The sequence below is a fragment of the Bacillus sp. FSL W8-1202 genome, from assembly GCF_038006165.1.
In the GTDB taxonomy this organism is placed as follows: Bacteria; Bacillota; Bacilli; order Bacillales; family Bacillaceae; genus Bacillus; species Bacillus subtilis.
Genome location: NZ_JBBOUR010000001.1, coordinates 3,528,707 through 3,548,804, shown reverse-complemented (window position 1 = coordinate 3,548,804; position 20,098 = coordinate 3,528,707). Strand labels below are relative to the sequence as shown.

Annotated in this window: 20 protein-coding genes; 17 read left to right on the top strand and 3 right to left on the bottom strand. The window is 43.9% G+C overall.

What is annotated here, in order from left to right; translation table 11 throughout:
• Nucleotides 1-9: 9 nt before the first annotated feature.
• Together NSQ09_RS18745 and NSQ09_RS18740 are read left to right on the top strand one after the other, a co-directional pair.
• Nucleotides 10-579 (top strand): ComE operon protein 2, encoded by a 570-nt coding sequence (locus NSQ09_RS18745; RefSeq protein WP_003229978.1) that lies wholly within the window; start codon nt 10-12, stop codon nt 577-579.
• A gap of 3 nt (nt 580-582) precedes the next feature.
• Nucleotides 583-2,913: a DNA internalization-related competence protein ComEC/Rec2 gene (locus tag NSQ09_RS18740; RefSeq protein WP_341032360.1), complete on the top strand. Its 2,331-nt coding sequence runs from the start codon at nt 583-585 to the stop codon at nt 2,911-2,913.
• A gap of 39 nt (nt 2,914-2,952) precedes the next feature.
• On the opposite strand, the gene NSQ09_RS18735 is transcribed toward NSQ09_RS18740, so the two are convergent.
• Nucleotides 2,953-3,087 (bottom strand): YqzM family protein, encoded by a 135-nt coding sequence (locus NSQ09_RS18735; protein ID WP_003229983.1) that lies wholly within the window; start codon nt 3,085-3,087, stop codon nt 2,953-2,955.
• A gap of 40 nt (nt 3,088-3,127) precedes the next feature.
• Here NSQ09_RS18735 and NSQ09_RS18730 point away from each other — a divergent pair, with 40 nt between their 5' ends.
• Nucleotides 3,128-3,277: a hypothetical protein gene (locus tag NSQ09_RS18730; protein ID WP_003229985.1), complete on the top strand. Its 150-nt coding sequence runs from the start codon at nt 3,128-3,130 to the stop codon at nt 3,275-3,277.
• 39 nt (nt 3,278-3,316) lie between these two features.
• Nucleotides 3,317-4,360, top strand: a complete 1,044-nt coding sequence (gene holA, locus NSQ09_RS18725; RefSeq protein ID WP_029317888.1) for a DNA polymerase III subunit delta — start codon at nt 3,317-3,319, stop codon at nt 4,358-4,360.
• A 14-nt stretch (nt 4,361-4,374) separates the two neighbouring features.
• Here the strand turns inward: holA and rpsT are convergent, their stop codons facing one another.
• Entirely contained in the window at nt 4,375-4,641 is a 267-nt protein-coding gene (gene rpsT, locus NSQ09_RS18720; protein ID WP_003229989.1) for a 30S ribosomal protein S20, read from the bottom strand.
• A 203-nt stretch (nt 4,642-4,844) separates the two neighbouring features.
• On the opposite strand from rpsT, the gene gpr reads away from it, so the two are divergent.
• The 12 genes from gpr (at nt 4,845) to mtaB (ending at nt 18,779) form a co-directional block, all read left to right on the top strand.
• Nucleotides 4,845-5,951, top strand: coding sequence for a GPR endopeptidase (gene gpr, locus NSQ09_RS18715; RefSeq protein ID WP_014480309.1), 1,107 nt, complete (start codon nt 4,845-4,847; stop codon nt 5,949-5,951).
• 62 nt (nt 5,952-6,013) lie between these two features.
• Nucleotides 6,014-7,219 (top strand): spore autolysin SpoIIP, encoded by a 1,206-nt coding sequence (gene spoIIP / locus NSQ09_RS18710; RefSeq protein WP_003229993.1) that lies wholly within the window; start codon nt 6,014-6,016, stop codon nt 7,217-7,219.
• Nucleotides 7,220-7,235: 16 nt separating this feature from the next.
• Nucleotides 7,236-7,574 (top strand): YqxA family protein, encoded by a 339-nt coding sequence (locus NSQ09_RS18705; protein ID WP_014477382.1) that lies wholly within the window; start codon nt 7,236-7,238, stop codon nt 7,572-7,574.
• Nucleotides 7,575-7,707: 133 nt separating this feature from the next.
• Entirely contained in the window at nt 7,708-9,546 is a 1,839-nt protein-coding gene (gene lepA / locus NSQ09_RS18700) for a translation elongation factor 4 (RefSeq protein ID WP_003229999.1), read from the top strand.
• Between the two features lie 52 nt (nt 9,547-9,598).
• On the top strand, nt 9,599-10,738 hold the full coding sequence (gene hemW / locus NSQ09_RS18695; RefSeq protein ID WP_015714284.1) for a radical SAM family heme chaperone HemW: 1,140 nt from the start codon (nt 9,599-9,601) through the stop codon (nt 10,736-10,738).
• A gap of 80 nt (nt 10,739-10,818) precedes the next feature.
• Nucleotides 10,819-11,850, top strand: a complete 1,032-nt coding sequence (gene hrcA, locus NSQ09_RS18690; RefSeq protein WP_014480306.1) for a heat-inducible transcriptional repressor HrcA — start codon at nt 10,819-10,821, stop codon at nt 11,848-11,850.
• 71 nt (nt 11,851-11,921) lie between these two features.
• Nucleotides 11,922-12,485 (top strand): nucleotide exchange factor GrpE, encoded by a 564-nt coding sequence (gene grpE, locus NSQ09_RS18685; RefSeq protein WP_341032358.1) that lies wholly within the window; start codon nt 11,922-11,924, stop codon nt 12,483-12,485.
• A 23-nt stretch (nt 12,486-12,508) separates the two neighbouring features.
• The gene (dnaK, locus tag NSQ09_RS18680) at nt 12,509-14,344 is read left to right on the top strand and encodes a molecular chaperone DnaK (protein ID WP_004398786.1); all 1,836 of its coding nucleotides are present in this window, start codon (nt 12,509-12,511) and stop codon (nt 14,342-14,344) included.
• 199 nt (nt 14,345-14,543) lie between these two features.
• Nucleotides 14,544-15,671: a molecular chaperone DnaJ gene (dnaJ, locus tag NSQ09_RS18675; protein WP_003230010.1), complete on the top strand. Its 1,128-nt coding sequence runs from the start codon at nt 14,544-14,546 to the stop codon at nt 15,669-15,671.
• A gap of 24 nt (nt 15,672-15,695) precedes the next feature.
• Entirely contained in the window at nt 15,696-16,631 is a 936-nt protein-coding gene (gene prmA / locus NSQ09_RS18670) for a 50S ribosomal protein L11 methyltransferase (RefSeq protein WP_257986080.1), read from the top strand.
• Between the two features lie 22 nt (nt 16,632-16,653).
• A complete protein-coding gene (locus NSQ09_RS18665; RefSeq protein WP_015251679.1) occupies nt 16,654-17,424 on the top strand; it encodes a 16S rRNA (uracil(1498)-N(3))-methyltransferase in 771 nt (256 codons plus the stop codon).
• A complete protein-coding gene (gene mtaB / locus NSQ09_RS18660; protein WP_341032356.1) occupies nt 17,424-18,779 on the top strand; it encodes a tRNA (N(6)-L-threonylcarbamoyladenosine(37)-C(2))-methylthiotransferase MtaB in 1,356 nt (451 codons plus the stop codon). The genes NSQ09_RS18665 and mtaB overlap by 1 nt, the downstream gene beginning before the upstream one ends.
• Before the next feature lie 35 nt (nt 18,780-18,814).
• Here mtaB and NSQ09_RS18655 read toward each other — a convergent pair whose 3' ends face one another.
• Entirely contained in the window at nt 18,815-19,738 is a 924-nt protein-coding gene (locus NSQ09_RS18655; protein WP_326233958.1) for a Na/Pi symporter, read from the bottom strand.
• Nucleotides 19,739-19,910: 172 nt separating this feature from the next.
• Here NSQ09_RS18655 and rpsU point away from each other — a divergent pair, with 172 nt between their 5' ends.
• Nucleotides 19,911-20,084, top strand: coding sequence for a 30S ribosomal protein S21 (gene rpsU, locus NSQ09_RS18650; protein WP_003152957.1), 174 nt, complete (start codon nt 19,911-19,913; stop codon nt 20,082-20,084).
• The last annotated feature ends 14 nt before the right edge of the window (nt 20,085-20,098 follow it).

Here is a 20,098-nt window from a genome sequence, read left to right as displayed (position 1 = left end):
GGGAACAACGTGGAACGAATTTCATGGAATCAATACTTTATGGCTCAAAGCCATTTATTGGCGCTGCGCAGCACATGTCCGAGATTATCTGTCGGCGCTACTATAGTCAGAGACAAACGCATGATAGCAGGAGGCTACAATGGGTCAATCGCGGGCGGCGTACATTGTGCAGATGAAGGATGCTTAATGATAGATGATCATTGCGCAAGAACCATTCACGCTGAAATGAATGCGATTCTTCAATGCTCTAAGTTTGGGGTGCCGACTGATGGAGCCGAGATTTATGTGACGCATTATCCGTGCATTCAATGCTGCAAATCTATTATTCAAGCGGGTATCAAAACGGTTTATTATGCTGAGGATTACAAAACACATCCATATGCGCAGGAATTATTTGAACAGGCGGGTGTAACAGTTGAACAGGTTGAACTCGATGAAATGATCGTTGATCTGAAAAACAGGGAAAAGCTTTCATTTGTAGCGGGTCTTATAGGGAAATTGGCTGATGCCGGTTTAGCGGAGGAAGAATTGAAAAAGATACATGAACAGGCGAATACACTTTTCACGAGCTACGTGTGATGAATGCGTAATTCGCGCTTATTATTGCCTATGGCGGCAGCTTCGGCAACGGCTGGAATTACTGCCGCCGCTTATTTCCCCGCTATTTTTCTTTTCATCCTCTTTCTCCTCATCATTTTAATCAAAACGAGGCACGCTTTTCTCATTATTGTTTGTTTCTTCTCTTTTATATTGTTTTTTGTACTGTATGCAGTCACAGATTCTCAGAATGTCTCTTCCTATCGGCAGGGAACCTATCAATTCAAGGCAGTGATTGACACTATTCCCAAAATTGACGGCGACCGTATGTCTATGATGGTTGAGACACCTGATAAGGAAAAATGGGCTGCTGCGTATCGCATTCAGTCTGCTGGTGAAAAAGAACAGCTGTTATACATAGAACCAGGAATGTCATGTGAGTTGACTGGTACATTGGAAGAACCGAATCACGCAACTGTGCCGGGTGCATTTGATTATAACGAGTATCTTTATCGGCAGCATATTCATTGGAACTACTCTGTCACGTCTATTCAAAACTGCAGCGAACCTGAAAATTTTAAGTACAAGGTGCTCAGCTTGAGAAAACATATCATATCATTCACAAACAGCCTTTTGCCTCCTGATTCGGCAGGGATTGTACAGGCACTTACAGTTGGTGACAGATTTTATGTGGAGGATGAAGTGCTTACCGCGTATCAAAAGCTTGGTGTTGTCCATCTCTTGGCAATATCAGGACTCCACGTGGGGATTTTGACAGCAGGTTTGTTTTATATCATGATTCGCCTTGGTATAACTAGAGAAAAGGCGTCAATTCTGTTGCTGTTATTTCTGCCGCTCTATGTGATGTTGACCGGCGCTGCTCCTTCAGTGCTACGCGCCGCTCTCATGTCGGGTGTTTACTTAGCTGGAAGCCTTGTCAAATGGCGTGTCCACTCTGCAACTGCAATTTGTCTTTCATACATCGTCCTTCTGCTCTTCAATCCTTATCATCTCTTTGAAGCCGGTTTTCAGCTATCGTTCGCCGTCAGTTTTTCTTTAATTCTATCCTCTTCTATTTTTCATCAGGTTAAAACCTCCTTGGGGCAGCTGACAATTGTATCACTCATCGCTCAGCTGGGCTCGCTTCCGATTCTCCTATATCATTTTCATCAGTTTTCTATCATCAGCGTACCGATGAATATGTTGATGGTACCATTTTATACCTTCTGTATTTTGCCGGGAGCTGTAGCAGGTGTTCTTCTATTAAGTCTTTCCGTTTCGTTTGGGAGATTGTTTTTCAGCTGGTTTGATTTATTGATAAGCTGGACCAATAGGCTAATCACAAACATTGCAGATGTTGAAGTGTTCACGATTATGATCGCACATCCTGCACCTGTTTTGCTTTTTTTATTCACGGTTACGATCATCCTATTGCTTATGGCGATTGAAAAACGCTCCTTGTCGCAGTTGATGGTAACCGGCGGCATTTGCTTGACGGTGCTGTTTCTGCTCTTTATATCTCCGTGTCTTAGTTCCGAAGGAGAAGTGGATATGATAGATATTGGACAGGGTGACAGCATGTTTGTAGGTGCTCCGCATCAGCGGGGTCGTGTCTTAATTGATACCGGCGGCACTTTGTCTTACTCGTCAGAGCCTTGGCGCGAAAAACAGCATCCGTTTTCACTGGGGGAAAAGGTGCTGATTCCGTTTTTAACTGCTAAGGGAATCAAACAGCTTGACGCTTTAATTCTGACCCACGCTGACCAAGATCATATCGGAGAGGCGGAGACTCTGCTGAAGCATCATAAAGTAAAGCGCCTCGTGATTCCGAAAGGGTTCGTTTCTGAACCCAAAGATGAGAACGTGCTGCAGACAGCCAGAGAAGAGGGAGTGACAATTGAAGAGGTGAAGCGAGGCGATGTATTGCAAATAAAGGATTTGCAGTTCCATGTACTGTCACCTGAATCACCTGATCCGGCAAGCAAAAATAATTCCTCTCTCGTTCTGTGGATGGAGACGGGCGGTATGAGCTGGATCTTGACGGGTGACCTGGAGAAAGAAGGGGAACAGGAGGTGATGGACGTGTTTCCAAATATTAAAGCAGATGTCTTAAAGGTGGGGCACCATGGGAGCAAAGGCTCTACCGGTGAAGAATTCATCCAACAGCTTCAGCCGAAAACGGCCATTATCTCAGCCGGGAAAAACAATCGGTACCATCATCCTCATCAAAAAGTTCTTCAACTATTACAGAGACATTCTATCCGCGTGCTGCGAACAGATCAAAACGGAACGATCCAATATAGATACAAAAACAGAGTTGGAACCTTTTCTGTCTATCCTCCATATGATACATCAGATATAACAGAGACGAACTAAAAAAGACTGCCGAGAAATCAGCAGCCCGGGCAGTCGCTGTTATGAACCAACTAGGTGAATAACCGTTGCCATGACAAACAAGAAGGCGAAAAATCCGAAGGACACAACAAAACCAACAGCTGAATCTACAGCATCATTTCGTTTGCTTTGAACGTTTTTTTCAAAATCATTCAACTTTATCCCTCCTGACTGACTTAAGTATAATGGAATTGTTTTGAAAAATCTAGAAGCTAAGGTAACGTTTTCTGTTCTGGTGATTATCGCCTTTTTACAAGCTGTCCCGGGGGCTTGCGAACAGGCGTTTAATATAAATGGGGAAGCAGCAGTCAGGCTTCCTCTTTACTATTTTGCAAACTCAATTTAGGATAGAAGGGGATGATGAAAGAGAGGAAGTCGTACAACAATGGTATTTGATGTGTGGAAAAGCCTGAAAAAAGGAGATGTCCATCCAGTTTATTGTTTATACGGAAAAGAGACATATCTGCTGCAAGAAACCGTCAGCAGGATCAGACAGACGGTCGTTGATCAGGAGACAAAGGATTTCAATCTGTCCGTTTTTGATCTGGAAGAGGACCCGCTGGATCAAGCAATTGCAGATGCTGAAACGTTTCCGTTTATGGGGGAGAGGCGTCTTGTCATTGTGAAAAATCCATATTTTTTAACAGGTGAAAAGAAAAAAGAAAAAATTGAGCACAACGTCAGTGCGCTTGAATCATATATACAATCACCTGCGCCTTACACAGTCTTTGTCCTGCTTGCTCCGTATGAAAAGCTTGATGAACGGAAAAAGCTGACGAAAGCGTTAAAGAAGCACGCGTTTATGATGGAGGCGAAGGAATTAAACGCAAAGGAAACGACGGACTTTACTGTCAACCTTGCAAAAACAGAGCAGAAAACAATCGGCACGGAAGCGGCGGAGCATTTGGTTCTGCTTGTGAACGGGCATCTGTCATCGATTTTTCAGGAGATTCAAAAGCTCTGCACGTTTATTGGAGATCGTGAAGAAATTACGCTGGATGATGTGAAAATGCTTGTTGCTAGAAGCCTTGAACAAAATATTTTTGAGCTGATCAATAAAATCGTCAACCGAAAACGAACTGAGAGTCTGCAAATTTTTTATGATTTGCTAAAACAAAATGAAGAACCGATCAAAATTATGGCGCTTATTTCGAATCAGTTCCGGCTGATTCTGCAGACGAAGTACTTCGCGGAACAGGGATACGGACAAAAACAAATCGCTTCTAATCTAAAAGTTCACCCTTTTCGGGTAAAGCTGGCGATGGATCAAGCAAGGCTTTTTTCAGAGGAGGAGCTCCGTTCAATTATTGAACAGCTTGCCGTCATGGACTATGAGATGAAAACCGGGAAAAAGGACAAGCAGCTTCTGCTCGAACTGTTCCTTTTACAGCTGTTAAAAAGAAATGAAAAAAACGATCCCCATTATTGAGGATCGTTTTTATATTATGCAGAAAGTCCGTTCACTTTTTTCGCTAGTCTTGATTTGTATCGAGCTGCGGTATTTTTGTGTACAAGACCTGTTTTCACTGCTTTATCAATACGTTTAGCTGCTTCAGTAAGAGCAGTTTTCGCTTTGTCAGCTTCGTTGTTGGCAACAGAAGCTTCAACTTGTTTGATTGCAGTACGCATAGCAGATTTGATTGTCGCGTTATGAACGCGGCGTTCGTTGTTTGTTTTTGTACGTTTAATCGCTGATTTAATGTTTGGCATGTGTTTCACCTCCTAAGATACAACCTGTAGCACAGTGTCTTAAGGTTAAATCTTCTTCACAATAGAACAAATTGTATTCTATCAAACACACCTTTAGATTGCAATATAAATGTAAAGTATTTTTCATTGAAGGTTCTCTTTTTAGCATGATTCATTCAGCAAATGGCAACAATATAGGTACTTAATGTGAAGGAGGCCCCTGTATGAAAAAGAGTGAGCTGGATGTGAATCAGTATTTGATACGTACCGATTTGGCAGTGGAAACGAAGGAAGCAATGGCCAATCAGCAGGCTGTGCCGACAAAAGAAATTAAAGGCTTTATTGAAAAAGAGCGTGATCACGGCGGCATTAAAATCCGCACAGTTGATGTTACAAAGGAAGGCGCAGAGCTTTCGGGAAAAAAAGAAGGGCGCTATTTAACGCTTGAAGCACAGGGAATCAGGGAGAATGATTCGGAAATGCAGGAGAAGGTCTCTGCTGTCTTTGCGGAGGAATTCTCAGCTTTTCTTGAAAACCTTAATATCTCAAAAGATGCGAGCTGTTTGATCGTTGGGCTCGGCAACTGGAACGTGACACCTGATGCGCTTGGACCGATGGCAGTAGAAAATCTGTTGGTAACAAGGCACTTGTTTAAGCTTCAGCCGGAAAACGTACAGGAGGGTTACAGGCCTGTCAGTGCTTTTGCACCGGGTGTAATGGGGATAACAGGAATCGAAACAAGTGACATTATTAAAGGTGTGATTGAGCAATCGAAGCCTGATTTTGTCATCGCCATTGATGCGTTGGCGGCGCGGGCGGTGGAAAGGGTCAACACAACCATTCAAATATCGGATACCGGCATTCACCCGGGATCTGGAGTGGGGAATAAACGAAAAGATTTAAGCAAAGACACGCTTGGTGTTCCGGTGATTGCTATCGGTGTTCCGACAGTAGTTGATGCCGTGACAATTGCCAGTGACACGGTGGACTACATATTAAAACATTTTGGCAGAGAAATGAAGGATAACAGGCCATCAAGATCGCTTGTTCCGGCAGGCATGACGTTTGGGAAAAAGAAAGTGCTCACTGAAGAAGATCTTCCCGATCAAAAGCAGCGCCAATCGTTCCTAGGGATTGTCGGAACCCTTCAAGAAGATGAAAAACGGCAGCTCATTCACGAGGTGCTTTCGCCTTTAGGGCACAACTTAATGGTTACGCCGAAGGAAGTCGATTCATTTATCGATGATATGGCAAATGTTTTGGCGAACGGATTAAACACAGCGCTTCATGAAAAAGTGTCACAAGAAAACAAAGGCTCCTACAATCACTAAACAGTTCTACTTCCTCTAGCTTGTTCATAGAGTAATTACTAGACAAGCGCTGGAGGGATTCAATGAGAAATAAACGCAGAAACAGACAGATTGTTGTTGCGGTAAATGGAGGGAAAGCGGTAAAAGCCATCTTTCTATTTATCGTAAGCCTTATCGTGATTTTTGTTCTATCCGGTGTGCTGACGTCTCTCCGGCCGGAACTTAGGCCGTCGTCTGACTCTTTTTATGGGATTGCTGAAGAATTGCCGGGTGACGTGTTTGCACACTTGCTGCAGATGGAAAACCATTATTTCGCTTCTGACCTCTCTCAAACAGACAGCTCATTTCATCTTTCTCGTCTTTCTTTAAAGCTGGCGACGAGCATTAACCTCGAAGATCCGCGGAGCTTTCTCGGTCGGGAGCTGCCGGGGTTTGCACAATTTGATACCGAGATTTTGTTAGCTGGACAAGGAACCGATTATACGAATATGCCTGCGGAATCGCCGCCGCCGTCTAAGGTGATGGAGGAAGAAAGGGAAGCGAATTTGGCAGAGATTGAAAAACAGCAAACGCAATCAGATAATGCGCAAAAAGATCCGCCCAAACAAACAACAGGTGATAAAAAGGTCGTGTTTATCTATCACACGCACAATACGGAATCATATCTCCCTCTATTAAAAGGCGAGACCGATCCTGACATGGCGCGCCATTCTAAAGCCAACGTCACGCTTGTAGGAGATATGTTCGGACAAGCGCTTGAATCCCAGGGAATCGGAGCCACAGTGAATAAAACCGATATACAGTCAAAATTAAATAAAAAAGGCTTAAACTATGCCAGGTCCTATGATGAATCAAGGCCGGTCGTGAAAGACGCCCTCGCTTCAAACAAAAATCTGCAATATATCATTGACATCCACAGAGACTCTCGGCGCAAAAAAGACACAACTGCAACGATTAAAGGGAAAAGCTATGCGAGGGTAGCCTTTGTCGTCGGGAAAAAAAGCAAAAACTTCGAAGAAAACTATAAAATTGCGAGTGAGCTTCATAAACTGATGGAGAAAAAATACCCCGGACTTAGCACAGGTGTCTTTTCCAAAGGCTCGCCAGGCGATAATGGTGTTTACAATCAGGATTTAACCGATAGAGCGCTTTTGCTCGAATTTGGCGGAGTAGATAATAATCTCGAAGAGCTGCAGCGTGCGGCTAACGCAGCCGCGGACGTATTCAGCGAAATGTACTGGGATGCTGAAAAGGTCAATGCAGCGAGCGGGGAGACGAAAAAACAATAAGAAATAGGTGGTTGATTTGATTGCATACTTTGGAAAATGCTTACTGCTTGTCACGATCATGTTTTTAGGCGTTCTGTTCGGCATGCAGCAGGCAAACAACGGGATGCTGAGTATGAAAGGCTATCATGACCCTTCACTGAAGGGGGCGTTTACGCTCACCGACGGAAAAGATAATGAAAAAGAAGCCTCAATCCTAGGAGAAACAGTCACGGCAAAAGATTTAGAAGAAAAACAAAAAGAGCTGGAAAAGGTGGAGACATTCAATATGTTTTCAAAAGCCGGAAAAGCGCTTTCGGACACCGTAACCAATACTGCCCAGTCAATGTATGAATGGATACGGGATATGAATCAATAAGTACGTGAAAGAGAAAAGCAGCCCAGATATGATAGGGAACTTTTCTCTTTCTTGTTTTACATTGAATCTTTACAATCCTATTGATATAATCTAAGCTAGTGTATTTTGCGTTTAATAGTAGGAGTGATAGATTGTGACAGATAAAGAAAAGCGTTTAGAGAGGCAATCGAGAATACGGAATTTCTCTATCATTGCCCATATTGACCACGGAAAATCGACCTTAGCGGATCGTATTTTAGAAAAAACGTCGGCAATCACTCAACGAGAAATGAAAGAACAATTGCTCGATTCTATGGATCTTGAACGTGAGCGGGGCATAACCATTAAATTAAACTCTGTTCAGCTTAAATATAAAGCAAAAGACGGAGAAGAATATATCTTTCATCTAATCGATACGCCGGGACACGTCGACTTCACGTATGAAGTATCCCGAAGCCTTGCTGCCTGCGAAGGAGCGATTCTTGTCGTGGATGCAGCCCAGGGGATTGAAGCGCAGACGCTCGCCAATGTCTACTTAGCGCTTGACAACGATCTTGAAATCCTTCCGGTCATCAATAAAATCGACCTTCCGAGCGCCGAGCCCGAACGTGTGCGCCAAGAGGTAGAAGACGTTATCGGCCTTGACGCATCAGAAGCCGTGCTTGCTTCAGCAAAAGCCGGTATCGGGATTGAGGAGATTTTAGAACAAATCGTAGAAAAGGTGCCAGCTCCGACCGGAGATCCGGAGGCGCCGCTCAAAGCGCTGATCTTTGACTCGCTTTATGACGCCTACCGCGGTGTCGTGGCTTATATCAGAGTCGTTGAAGGAACGGTAAAGCCAGGACAAAAAATCAAAATGATGGCAACCGGCAAAGAATTCGAAGTGACAGAGGTGGGCGTGTTCACGCCGAAAGCAACTCCGACAAATGAACTGACGGTAGGTGATGTAGGCTTCCTGACTGCCTCAATCAAAAATGTCGGTGACACACGTGTCGGTGATACAATAACGAGTGCTGCCAATCCTGCAGAAGAAGCGCTGCCGGGATACCGCAAGCTAAACCCGATGGTGTACTGTGGTTTGTATCCGATTGATACAGCGAAGTATAATGATTTAAGGGAAGCTCTTGAAAAGCTTGAGCTGAATGATTCCTCCCTTCAATATGAAGCGGAAACTTCGCAAGCGCTTGGATTCGGGTTCCGCTGCGGATTTTTAGGCATGCTTCACATGGAGATCATTCAGGAGCGAATTGAGCGTGAGTTCAACATCGACCTGATTACGACAGCGCCAAGCGTTATCTATGACGTGTATATGACAGACGGCGAAAAGGTCGTTGTCGACAACCCGTCCAACATGCCGGATCCTCAAAAGATCGAAAGGGTTGAGGAGCCATACGTAAAAGCGACGATGATGGTGCCGAATGACTATGTCGGCGCTGTAATGGAGCTTTGCCAAGGAAAACGCGGCAATTTCATTGATATGCAGTATTTAGACGCAAACCGTGTCAGTATCATTTATGATATGCCATTAGCGGAAATCGTATATGAGTTTTTTGATCAGCTGAAATCAAGCACTAAAGGCTATGCGTCCTTTGATTATGAACTGATCGGCTACAAACCGTCCAAGCTTGTGAAAATGGACATTATGCTGAATGGTGAAAAAATCGATGCCCTTTCCTTTATCGTGCATCGTGATTACGCATATGAACGGGGAAAAGTGATCGTTGAAAAACTGAAAGAACTCATTCCGCGCCAGCAGTTTGAAGTTCCGGTACAAGCCGCAATCGGCCAGAAAATCGTGGCCCGCTCCACCATAAAAGCAATGCGTAAAAACGTATTGGCTAAATGTTACGGAGGGGACATCTCACGTAAACGGAAACTTCTTGAAAAACAAAAAGAAGGAAAACGCCGTATGAAGCAGGTCGGCTCAGTTGAAGTGCCGCAAGAAGCATTTATGGCAGTTCTGAAAATGGACGACAGTCCGAAAAAACAATAGAAGCCGCCGCAGTCTTGTACTGCGGCTTCTTTCTGTAAAGAAGGTGAATCCGTTGAAATCAGCTTATATCCATATCCCATTTTGTGAGCATATTTGCCACTACTGCGATTTCAATAAATATTTTATTCAAAGTCAGCCAGTCGACGAGTATTTAAACGCACTCGAACAGGAAATGATAAATACAATAGCAAAAACCGGGCAGCCTGATCTTAAAACAATCTTTATCGGAGGAGGCACGCCAACCTCCCTGTCTGAGGAACAGCTTAAAAAGCTAATGGACATGATCAACCGCGTGCTGAAGCCCTCAAGCGACTTATCGGAATTTGCGGTTGAAGCGAATCCGGACGACTTGTCCGCAGAGAAATTAAAAATATTAAAAGAAGCAGGCGTAAATCGCCTCAGCTTTGGTGTGCAAACGTTCGAAGACGATCTGTTAGAAAAAATCGGCCGAGTTCACAAGCAAAAAGATGTATTCACCTCTTTTGAAAGAGCGCGGGAAATCGGTTTTGAGAATATCAGTCTTGATCTCATGTTCGGGCTTCCGGGGCAAACCCTCAAGCATCTGGAACATTCCATAAACACTGCTTTATCACTGGATGCCGAGCATTATTCCGTTTACTCCCTTATTGTAGAACCGAAAACGGTATTTTATAATTTGATGCAAAAAGGGCGGCTTCATCTTCCGCCGCAGGAGCAGGAAGCTGAAATGTATGAAATGGTGATGAGCCAGATGGAAGCTCACGGCATTCATCAATATGAAATCAGCAACTTTGCTAAGGCAGGCATGGAGTCTAAGCACAATCTAACGTATTGGAGCAACGAACAATATTTCGGTTTCGGAGCCGGCGCTCACGGATATATCGGCGGCACACGAACAGTGAACGTCGGACCTGTTAAGCATTACATTGACCTGATAGCTGAAAAGGGTTTTCCGTACAGAGATACACATGAAGTAACAACAGAAGAACAGATTGAGGAAGAAATGTTTTTAGGTTTGAGAAAAACAGCCGGTGTCAGCAAAAAACGATTCGCAGAAAAATACGGCCGTTCCCTGGATGGACTTTTCCCAAGCGTGTTAAAAGACCTCGCTGAAAAAGGGCTGATTCACAATTCGGAGTCTGCCGTTTATTTGACTCATCAAGGGAAATTATTAGGCAATGAAGTTTTTGGCGCTTTTTTGGGTGAGTTATAATTGACATTTTTCTTGTGGTTTGATACTTTTGTTATAGAATTAGCACTCGCTTATTGAGAGTGCTAACAGAGGTGATGATGATGTTAACAAATCGTCAGCTGCTGATCCTTCAGGTTATAATCAACGATTTTATTAAATCGGCACAGCCGGTGGGATCAAGAACTCTTTCGAAAAAAGATGAAATCACATTTAGCTCTGCAACAATAAGAAACGAGATGGCTGACTTGGAGGAATTGGGCTTTATTGAAAAAACCCATTCATCCTCAGGACGTGTTCCGTCAGAAAAAGGGTATCGGTACTATGTTGACCATTTGCTGTCACCCGTCAAACTGACGAAAAGCGACCTGGACCAAATCCACTCGATCTTCAAAGAGAAAATTTTCGAGCTGGAGAAGACAGTTCAAAAATCAGCGCAAATTTTGTCCGATCTGACGAATTACACATCCATCGTACTCGGGCCGAAGCTGAGTGAGAATTACCTTAAACAGATTCAAATCATTCCGATTCAGCCTGATATGGCGGTAGCGATTCTCGTTACCAATACGGGGCATGTGGAAAACAAAACGATTAACTTTCCGACCAAAATGGATCTGTCTGATATTGAAAAACTGGTAAATATACTGAACGACCGTTTAAGCGGCGTTCCAATGGATGAACTGAATGAGCGCATATTTAAAGAAGTTGTCATGTACCTAAGACAGCACATTAAAAACTATGACAATATACTCGACGCGCTTCGTTCAACCTTTCATTCCACAAATCACATTGAAAAGTTGTTTTTTGGCGGGAAAATCAATATGCTGAACCAGCCTGAGTTCCATGATATCACCCGAGTTCGGTCGCTGCTTTCATTAATTGAGAAAGAACAGGATGTTTTAAAGCTGGTTCAATCCCCGCGCACGGGAATTTCGATTAAAATCGGAAAAGAAAACGACTATGAAGAGATGGAAAATTGCAGTCTGATTACGGCTTCTTATTCCGTAGACCAGAAGCAGATCGGCTCAATTGCGATTATCGGCCCGACCCGCATGAATTATTCCAGGGTTGTCAGCCTGCTTCAGCATGTGACTTCGGACTTGTCAAAAGCATTAACAAGTCTGTATGATGAATAAGGGAATTTTGGAAAATTTTATCGAAGGACAGCACCTGTCCTTCTCCTTACACTTTGAGGGAGGTGAACACAATGTCAGAAGAAAAACAAACCGTTGAACAAAACGAAACAGAAGAGCAAGAAATCATTGAAGAACAAGCTGCCGCTGATGAACAGCAGGAAGAAACAAATGAAAGCGAACTTCTTCAAAACCAAATTAACGAATTGCAAGGTTTGCTTGAGGAAAAAGAAAACAAACTTTTGCGTGTTCAAGCAGACTTTGAAAACTCTAAACGACGCAGCCGTTTAGAGATGGAAGCGTCCCAAAAATACCGTTCTCAAAATATCGTGACTGATTTGCTGCCGGCTCTTGACAGCTTTGAACGAGCGCTTCAGGTTGAAGCCGACAATGAACAGACGAAAAGTTTGCTCCAGGGAATGGAAATGGTCCACCGTCAGCTCGTAGAAGCCTTGAAAAAAGAAGGCGTCGAAGCCATCGAAGCTGTAGGGCAGGAATTTGATCCTAATCTGCACCAAGCTGTTATGCAGGCTGAAGACGAAAACTACGGCTCCAACATTGTTGTTGAGGAAATGCAAAAAGGCTATAAGCTGAAGGATCGCGTCATTCGCCCTTCCATGGTCAAAGTGAATCAATAATTACATAGCAGGAGGTTATTCAAGTGAGTAAAGTTATCGGAATCGACTTAGGAACAACAAACTCATGTGTGGCAGTTCTTGAAGGCGGCGAGCCTAAAGTGATTGCTAACGCTGAAGGAAACCGCACAACGCCATCAGTTGTTGCGTTCAAAAACGGCGAACGCCAAGTAGGGGAAGTGGCTAAACGCCAATCTATTACAAACCCTAACACAATTATGTCTATCAAACGTCATATGGGTACTGATTATAAAGTTGAAATTGAAGGAAAGGATTACACTCCACAAGAAGTGTCTGCTATCATCCTTCAACACCTTAAATCATACGCTGAAAGCTATCTTGGCGAAACAGTATCAAAAGCAGTTATCACAGTTCCTGCATACTTTAACGATGCTGAGCGTCAAGCAACAAAAGACGCTGGTAAAATTGCCGGTCTTGAAGTAGAACGTATCATCAACGAGCCGACTGCAGCAGCGCTTGCATACGGACTTGATAAAACAGATGAAGATCAAACGATCCTAGTATACGACCTTGGCGGCGGTACATTCGACGTTTCCATCCTTGAGCTTGGCGACGGTGTATTCGAAGTTCGTTCAACTGCCGGCGACAACCGTCTGGGCGGGGACGATTTTGACCAAGTTATCATCGATCATCTTGTGTCTGAATTCAAAAAAGAAAACGGCATTGATTTGTCAAAAGACAAAATGGCGCTTCAGCGTTTGAAAGACGCAGCTGAAAAAGCGAAAAAAGATCTTTCCGGCGTTTCTTCTACGCAAATTTCTTTACCGTTTATCACAGCTGGAGAAGCAGGACCGCTTCACCTTGAACTTACATTAACTCGCGCTAAATTCGAAGAGCTTTCTTCTCATTTAGTAGAGCGCACAATGGGTCCTGTCCGTCAAGCGCTTCAAGATGCAGGACTTTCTGCAAGCGAAATAGACAAAGTCATCCTTGTCGGCGGATCAACTCGTATCCCTGCCGTACAAGAAGCAATCAAAAAAGAAACTGGAAAAGAAGCGCATAAAGGCGTAAACCCGGATGAAGTTGTAGCGCTTGGTGCTGCGATTCAGGGCGGCGTTATCACAGGTGACGTAAAAGACGTTGTTCTTCTTGACGTTACACCGCTTTCTCTCGGTATCGAAACAATGGGCGGCGTGTTTACAAAACTGATCGACCGCAACACGACGATCCCGACAAGCAAATCTCAAGTGTTCTCAACTGCTGCTGATAACCAAACAGCTGTTGATATCCATGTTCTTCAAGGTGAGCGCCCAATGTCTGCCGACAACAAAACACTCGGCCGCTTCCAGCTTACTGATATCCCGCCAGCACCGCGCGGCGTGCCTCAAATCGAAGTTTCTTTCGATATTGACAAAAATGGTATCGTAAACGTAAGAGCAAAAGACTTAGGCACAGGAAAAGAACAAAACATTACAATCAAATCTTCTTCAGGTCTTTCAGATGAAGAGATCGAACGCATGGTAAAAGAAGCGGAAGAAAATGCTGACGCTGATGCGAAGAAAAAAGAAGAAATCGAAGTCCGCAACGAAGCAGATCAGCTTGTTTTCCAAACTGAGAAAACATTAAAAGATCTTGAAGGCAAAGTGGACGAAGAACAAGTGAAAAAAGCCAACGATGCCAAAGACGCTTTAAAAGCAGCAATTGAGAAAAACGAATTTGAAGAGATCAAAGCGAAAAAAGATGAGCTTCAAACAATCGTTCAAGAGCTTTCTATGAAGCTTTATGAAGAAGCTGCTAAAGCACAGCAAGCTCAAGGCGGAGCAAACGCTGAAGGCAAAGCGGATGACAACGTTGTCGACGCTGAATACGAAGAAGTAAACGACGACCAAAACAAAAAATAAGTTCTTTTTAGTGTCAGCCCCGCTTCCGGAGCTGACCGAAAAGAACACATTTCATAATCTGATTCAATGATTAGAAAGTCAAAGTCAGGCATCTCTTGGCTTTGACTTTTTTTCTTGCCCGGGATAAAAGGAATTGAAAAATCATAATTCAAAATGATACAATCTAATTTATGTGAGAAATTCGGGAGAGTGAAGCGAGATGAGTAAGCGTGATTACTATGAAGTGCTGGGAGTAAGTAAGAGCGCTTCAAAGGATGAAATTAAAAAAGCTTATCGGAAGCTGTCAAAAAAATATCATCCTGATATTAACAAAGAAGCCGGATCAGATGAAAAATTTAAAGAGGTAAAAGAAGCGTACGAAACGCTGTCAGATGACCAAAAACGTGCGCATTACGATCAATTTGGTCACACTGATCCTAACCAAGGCTTCGGCGGCGGAGGTTTTGGCGGCGGCGATTTCGGCGGTTTTGGTTTCGATGATATTTTCTCAAGTATTTTCGGCGGAGGCACAAGACGGAGAGATCCAAACGCTCCGCGCCAGGGTGCTGATTTACAGTATACGATGACCCTGTCGTTTGAGGATGCGGCTTTCGGTAAAGAAACAACCATTGAAATTCCCCGCGAGGAAACGTGCGAAACATGTAAAGGCTCAGGTGCGAAACCTGGAACAAATCCAGAAACATGCTCCCACTGCGGAGGCTCCGGCCAGTTAAACGTGGAGCAAAATACACCGTTTGGAAAAGTCGTTAACAGACGGGTCTGCCACCACTGTGAAGGTACAGGCAAAATCATTAAAAACAAATGTGCGGACTGCGGCGGCAAAGGAAAAATCAAAAAACGCAAGAAAATCAATGTGACAATTCCAGCCGGTGTAGATGACGGGCAGCAGCTTCGTCTCTCGGGACAGGGTGAACCAGGAATAAACGGCGGCCCTGCCGGGGATTTATTTGTCGTGTTCCATGTACGCGCACACGAGTTCTTCGAGCGTGACGGCGATGATATTTACTGTGAAATGCCGTTAACGTTTGCTCAGGCTGCTCTTGGAGATGAGGTAGAAGTGCCGACGCTGCATGGAAAAGTGAAATTGAAAATTCCGGCCGGTACACAAACAGGAACGAAATTCAGATTAAGAGGCAAAGGCGTTCAAAATGTCAGAGGCTATGGACAGGGTGACCAGCATATCGTCGTCCGCGTCGTTACGCCGACAAATCTGACTGATAAACAAAAAGACATTATCCGCGAATTTGCCGAAGTCAGCGGAAACCTGCCTGACGAACAGGAAATGAGTTTCTTTGACAAGGTAAAACGCGCGTTTAAAGGCGATTAATTATTGGATGAGGAGTTGGTAGTTTTGAAATGGTCCGAATTAAGCATTCACACAACACATGAAGCGGTCGAACCTATCTCAAATATATTGCATGAAGCTGGTGCAAGTGGGGTTGTGATAGAGGACCCGCTTGATTTAATTAAAGAACGTGAGAATGTGTACGGGGAAATCTACCAGCTCGACCCCAATGATTACCCAGATGAGGGTGTCATTGTCAAAGCATATCTGCCGGTTAACAGTTTTCTGGGCGAAACTGTAGACGGCATCAAAGAAACGATTAATAATCTCCTTCTTTACAATATTGATTTGGGCAGAAACCACATCACTATTTCTGAAGTAAATGAAGAAGAGTGGGCGACTGCCTGGAAAAAGTATTATCATCCTGTGAAAATTTCTGAAAAGTTTACAATTGTGCCGACGTGGGAGGAATATACGCCGGTCCATACTGATGAACTGATTATTGAAATGGACCCGGGAATGGCTTTCGGCACAGGGACACATCCGACAACCGTACTCTGCATTCAGGCGCTTGAACGCTTTGTGCAAAAGGGTGATAAGGTGATTGATGTCGGCACTGGTTCGGGAATTTTAAGTATTGCGGCTGCAATGCTTGAGGCTGAATCGGTTCATGCCTACGATCTTGATCCCGTGGCTGTAGAAAGTGCACGCCTCAATCTCAAGCTGAACAAAGTCAGCGATATTGCTCAAGTGAAGCAAAACAATTTGTTAGACGGGATTGAAGGGGAACATGATGTGATTGTGGCCAACATTTTGGCTGAAGTCATTCTTCGCTTTACTTCACAAGCGTACAGCCTGTTAAAAGAAAGCGGCCACTTTATTACGTCAGGAATCATCGGTCATAAAAAACAAGAAGTAAAAGAAGCACTGGAACAAGCTGGCTTTACCATTGTAGAAATCCTTTCAATGGAAGATTGGGTCAGTATTATTGCGAAAAAATAACAGTTAGTAGGTGTCACAGCGTATGCAACGATATTTTATCGAGCTCACGAAGCAGCAAATAGAGGAAGCGCCGGCTTTTTCGATTACCGGCGAAGATGTTCATCATATTGTGAACGTGATGAGAATGAATGAGGGAGATCAGATTATCTGCTGCTCTCAAGACGGCTTCGAGGCAAAATGTGAACTTCAATCTGTTTCCAAAGATAAAGTGTCCTGCCTTGTGATAGAATGGACGAATGAAAACAGAGAGCTTCCGATAAAGGTCTATATTGCGAGCGGCCTTCCGAAAGGAGATAAGCTTGAATGGATTATCCAAAAGGGGACTGAGCTCGGAGCTCATGCCTTTATTCCTTTCCAAGCCGCGCGTTCTGTTGTCAAGCTGGATGACAAAAAGGCAAAGAAAAAGCGGGAAAGATGGACGAAAATTGCGAAGGAAGCGGCTGAACAATCGTACCGTAACGAAGTGCCGCGAGTGATGGATGTCCATTCTTTTCAGCAGCTTCTTCAAAGGATGCAGGATTTCGATAAATGTGTCGTTGCATACGAGGAGTCATCGAAGCAAGGGGAAATAAGCGCATTCAGCGCGATTGTAAGCAGCCTTCCGAAAGGATCATCTCTATTGATCGTATTTGGTCCCGAAGGCGGTTTAACAGAAGCGGAGGTTGAACGGCTCACAGAGCAAGACGGTGTGCCGTGCGGCCTTGGACCGAGAATTTTAAGGACAGAAACCGCTCCGCTATACGCGTTGAGCGCGATTTCTTATCAAACAGAGTTATTAAGAGGTGATCAGTAATGGCAACTGTTGCTTTCCATACGCTTGGCTGTAAAGTCAACCATTATGAAACAGAAGCAATCTGGCAGCTTTTCAAAGAAGCGGGCTATGAAAGAAGAGACTTTGAACAAACAGCTGATGTATATGTCATTAATACATGTACGGTTACAAATACGGGAGATAAAAAAAGCCGCCAAGTGATCAGACGCGCCATTCGTCAAAATCCTGACGGTGTCATCTGTGTCACAGGCTGCTACGCGCAAACCTCACCTGCTGAGATTATGGCGATCCCCGGTGTCGACATTGTAGTCGGAACACAGGACCGTGAAAAAATGCTTGGCTACATTGACCAATACCGAGAAGAACGCCAGCCGATTAATGGCGTCAGCAACATCATGAAAGCAAGAGTCTATGAAGAGCTAGATGTGCCTGCTTTCACGGACCGGACAAGAGCGTCATTGAAAATACAGGAGGGCTGCAATAATTTCTGCACATTCTGTATCATTCCGTGGGCGCGCGGCCTGCTCCGCTCCCGCGACCCTGAAGAAGTCATTAAACAAGCGCAGCAGCTTGTCGATGCCGGATATAAGGAAATTGTTCTTACGGGTATTCATACAGGCGGCTACGGCGAAGATATGAAAGATTACAACTTCGCGAAGCTTTTGAGCGAATTAGACACCCGTGTGGAAGGCGTGAAACGGATCAGAATTTCTTCAATCGAAGCCAGCCAAATCACTGACGAAGTGATCGAGGTCTTAGACCGCTCAGATAAGATAGTGAATCATCTGCATATTCCTATCCAATCCGGATCAAACACAGTGCTTAAACGGATGAGACGCAAATATACAATGGAATTCTTTGCAGACCGTTTAAATAAATTGATAAAAGCACTGCCAGGCTTAGCTGTTACTTCTGATGTCATCGTCGGATTCCCTGGAGAAACAGAAGAAGAATTTATGGAAACCTATAACTTTATTAAAGAACATAAATTCTCTGAACTGCATGTTTTCCCTTACAGTAAACGTACAGGAACACCAGCTGCGCGAATGGAAGACCAAGTGGATGAAAACGTGAAAAACGAACGTGTGCACCGCCTGATTGCTCTTTCTGACCAGCTTGCAAAGGAATACGCTTCTCAGTATGAAAATGAAGTGCTTGAGATTATTCCTGAGGAAGCCTATAAAGAAACAGAAGAAGAGAACATGTTTGTCGGTTACACAGACAACTATATGAAGGTTGTTTTCAAAGGCACGGAAGATATGATCGGCAAAATCGTAAAAGTCAAAATCCTAAAAGCAGGTTATCCTTACAACGAAGGACAGTTTGTCCGTGTGGTTGAGGATGAAATAACTGAACACATGCGTTTGTCTTCTTAACCTGAAAAATCGGTGCATTAAAATGTACCGGTTTTTTATTTAGCCGGGATAAGAAGGTGAATCAATCGGTAAAACAAGTTTGTAAGCGGAAGAAATAAAAGAGCTGTTACTACATTAAATAAAAGACTGAAATGAGCAATCCTTTGGGCAGGATCGGGTGATAACTGCTCTACAAAGCCGGTCGCTGCGGTCAGAAAAGGCAATACTAGAGCCACCCCTAGCACGTTAAATACCACATGCGCATACGCTGTCTGTTTCGCCGCATATCCGCCGGATACAGCAGCCATGACAGCTGTAATGCATGTCCCGATATTGGATCCGAGTACGACGCTCATCGCCTGTGTCAGTCCGATAATCCCTTCATTCATAAAACTCATCAAAATGCCGATACAGACAGAACTGGAGTGAATGATGGCAGTTAACACCATGCCGATGAGCAAAGCGGACCAGTTTGAATCGTTAACATGGTATAGAACGTCGGCTCCCGTTTTCAGCTTCGTCAGCGGCCCGGCAAGGTGGCTGAATCCGCTGATGCAAAAGAAGATGATGCCCAGTCCGAGGAAGCTTGTTCCCAGCTGTTTCAAAGGATGCCTGCCAGTCAGAAAAAACAATAAACCTCCTATTAAAAGAACCCAAATCAAAATATCCATTTTGATAGCAATAAATTCAGTTGTAAAAGTAGAGCCAACATTCGTCCCCAGAATCATCGGTATCGTCCGCTTAAAAGAAAGAACGCCCGCACTTACAAAGCCGATGACAATGACCATAAAGGCTGAACTGCTCTGAAGTATCCCCGTAAATACAATGCTGATAAGAAACGCTTTTAACGGATGGTTTGTAAATAAAAGCAAACGATCTTCAATTTTTGAGTACGCCATAGAAATTAAGCCTTTTCGAAGCATGTTCATGCCTGTGAGAAAGAATAATATAAGAGCAGTAAAGCTAATCAGAATTAACATCCTATTCACCAACCCCTTTCTATCATTATATAGACAGGCAGTCGCACTCATGACGGAAAAGTGAACTCACTTAGTTGACCTGACTGATGGCTTATATTATAATGTCAAAGTACATGTTTATATGTGTAACTTAAAGGTAGTCGATTGGTGTATTCGGAGGGAGGGAAAGAGAATGTCAAAAACGGTCGTTAGAAAAAACGAATCGCTTGAAGATGCTCTTCGTCGCTTCAAACGCAGTGTATCAAAGACAGGTACTTTGCAAGAAGCAAGAAAGCGTGAATTTTATGAAAAACCTAGCGTAAAGCGCAAGAAAAAGTCTGAAGCTGCTAGAAAACGCAAATTCTAAAAGAGGGTGGATTT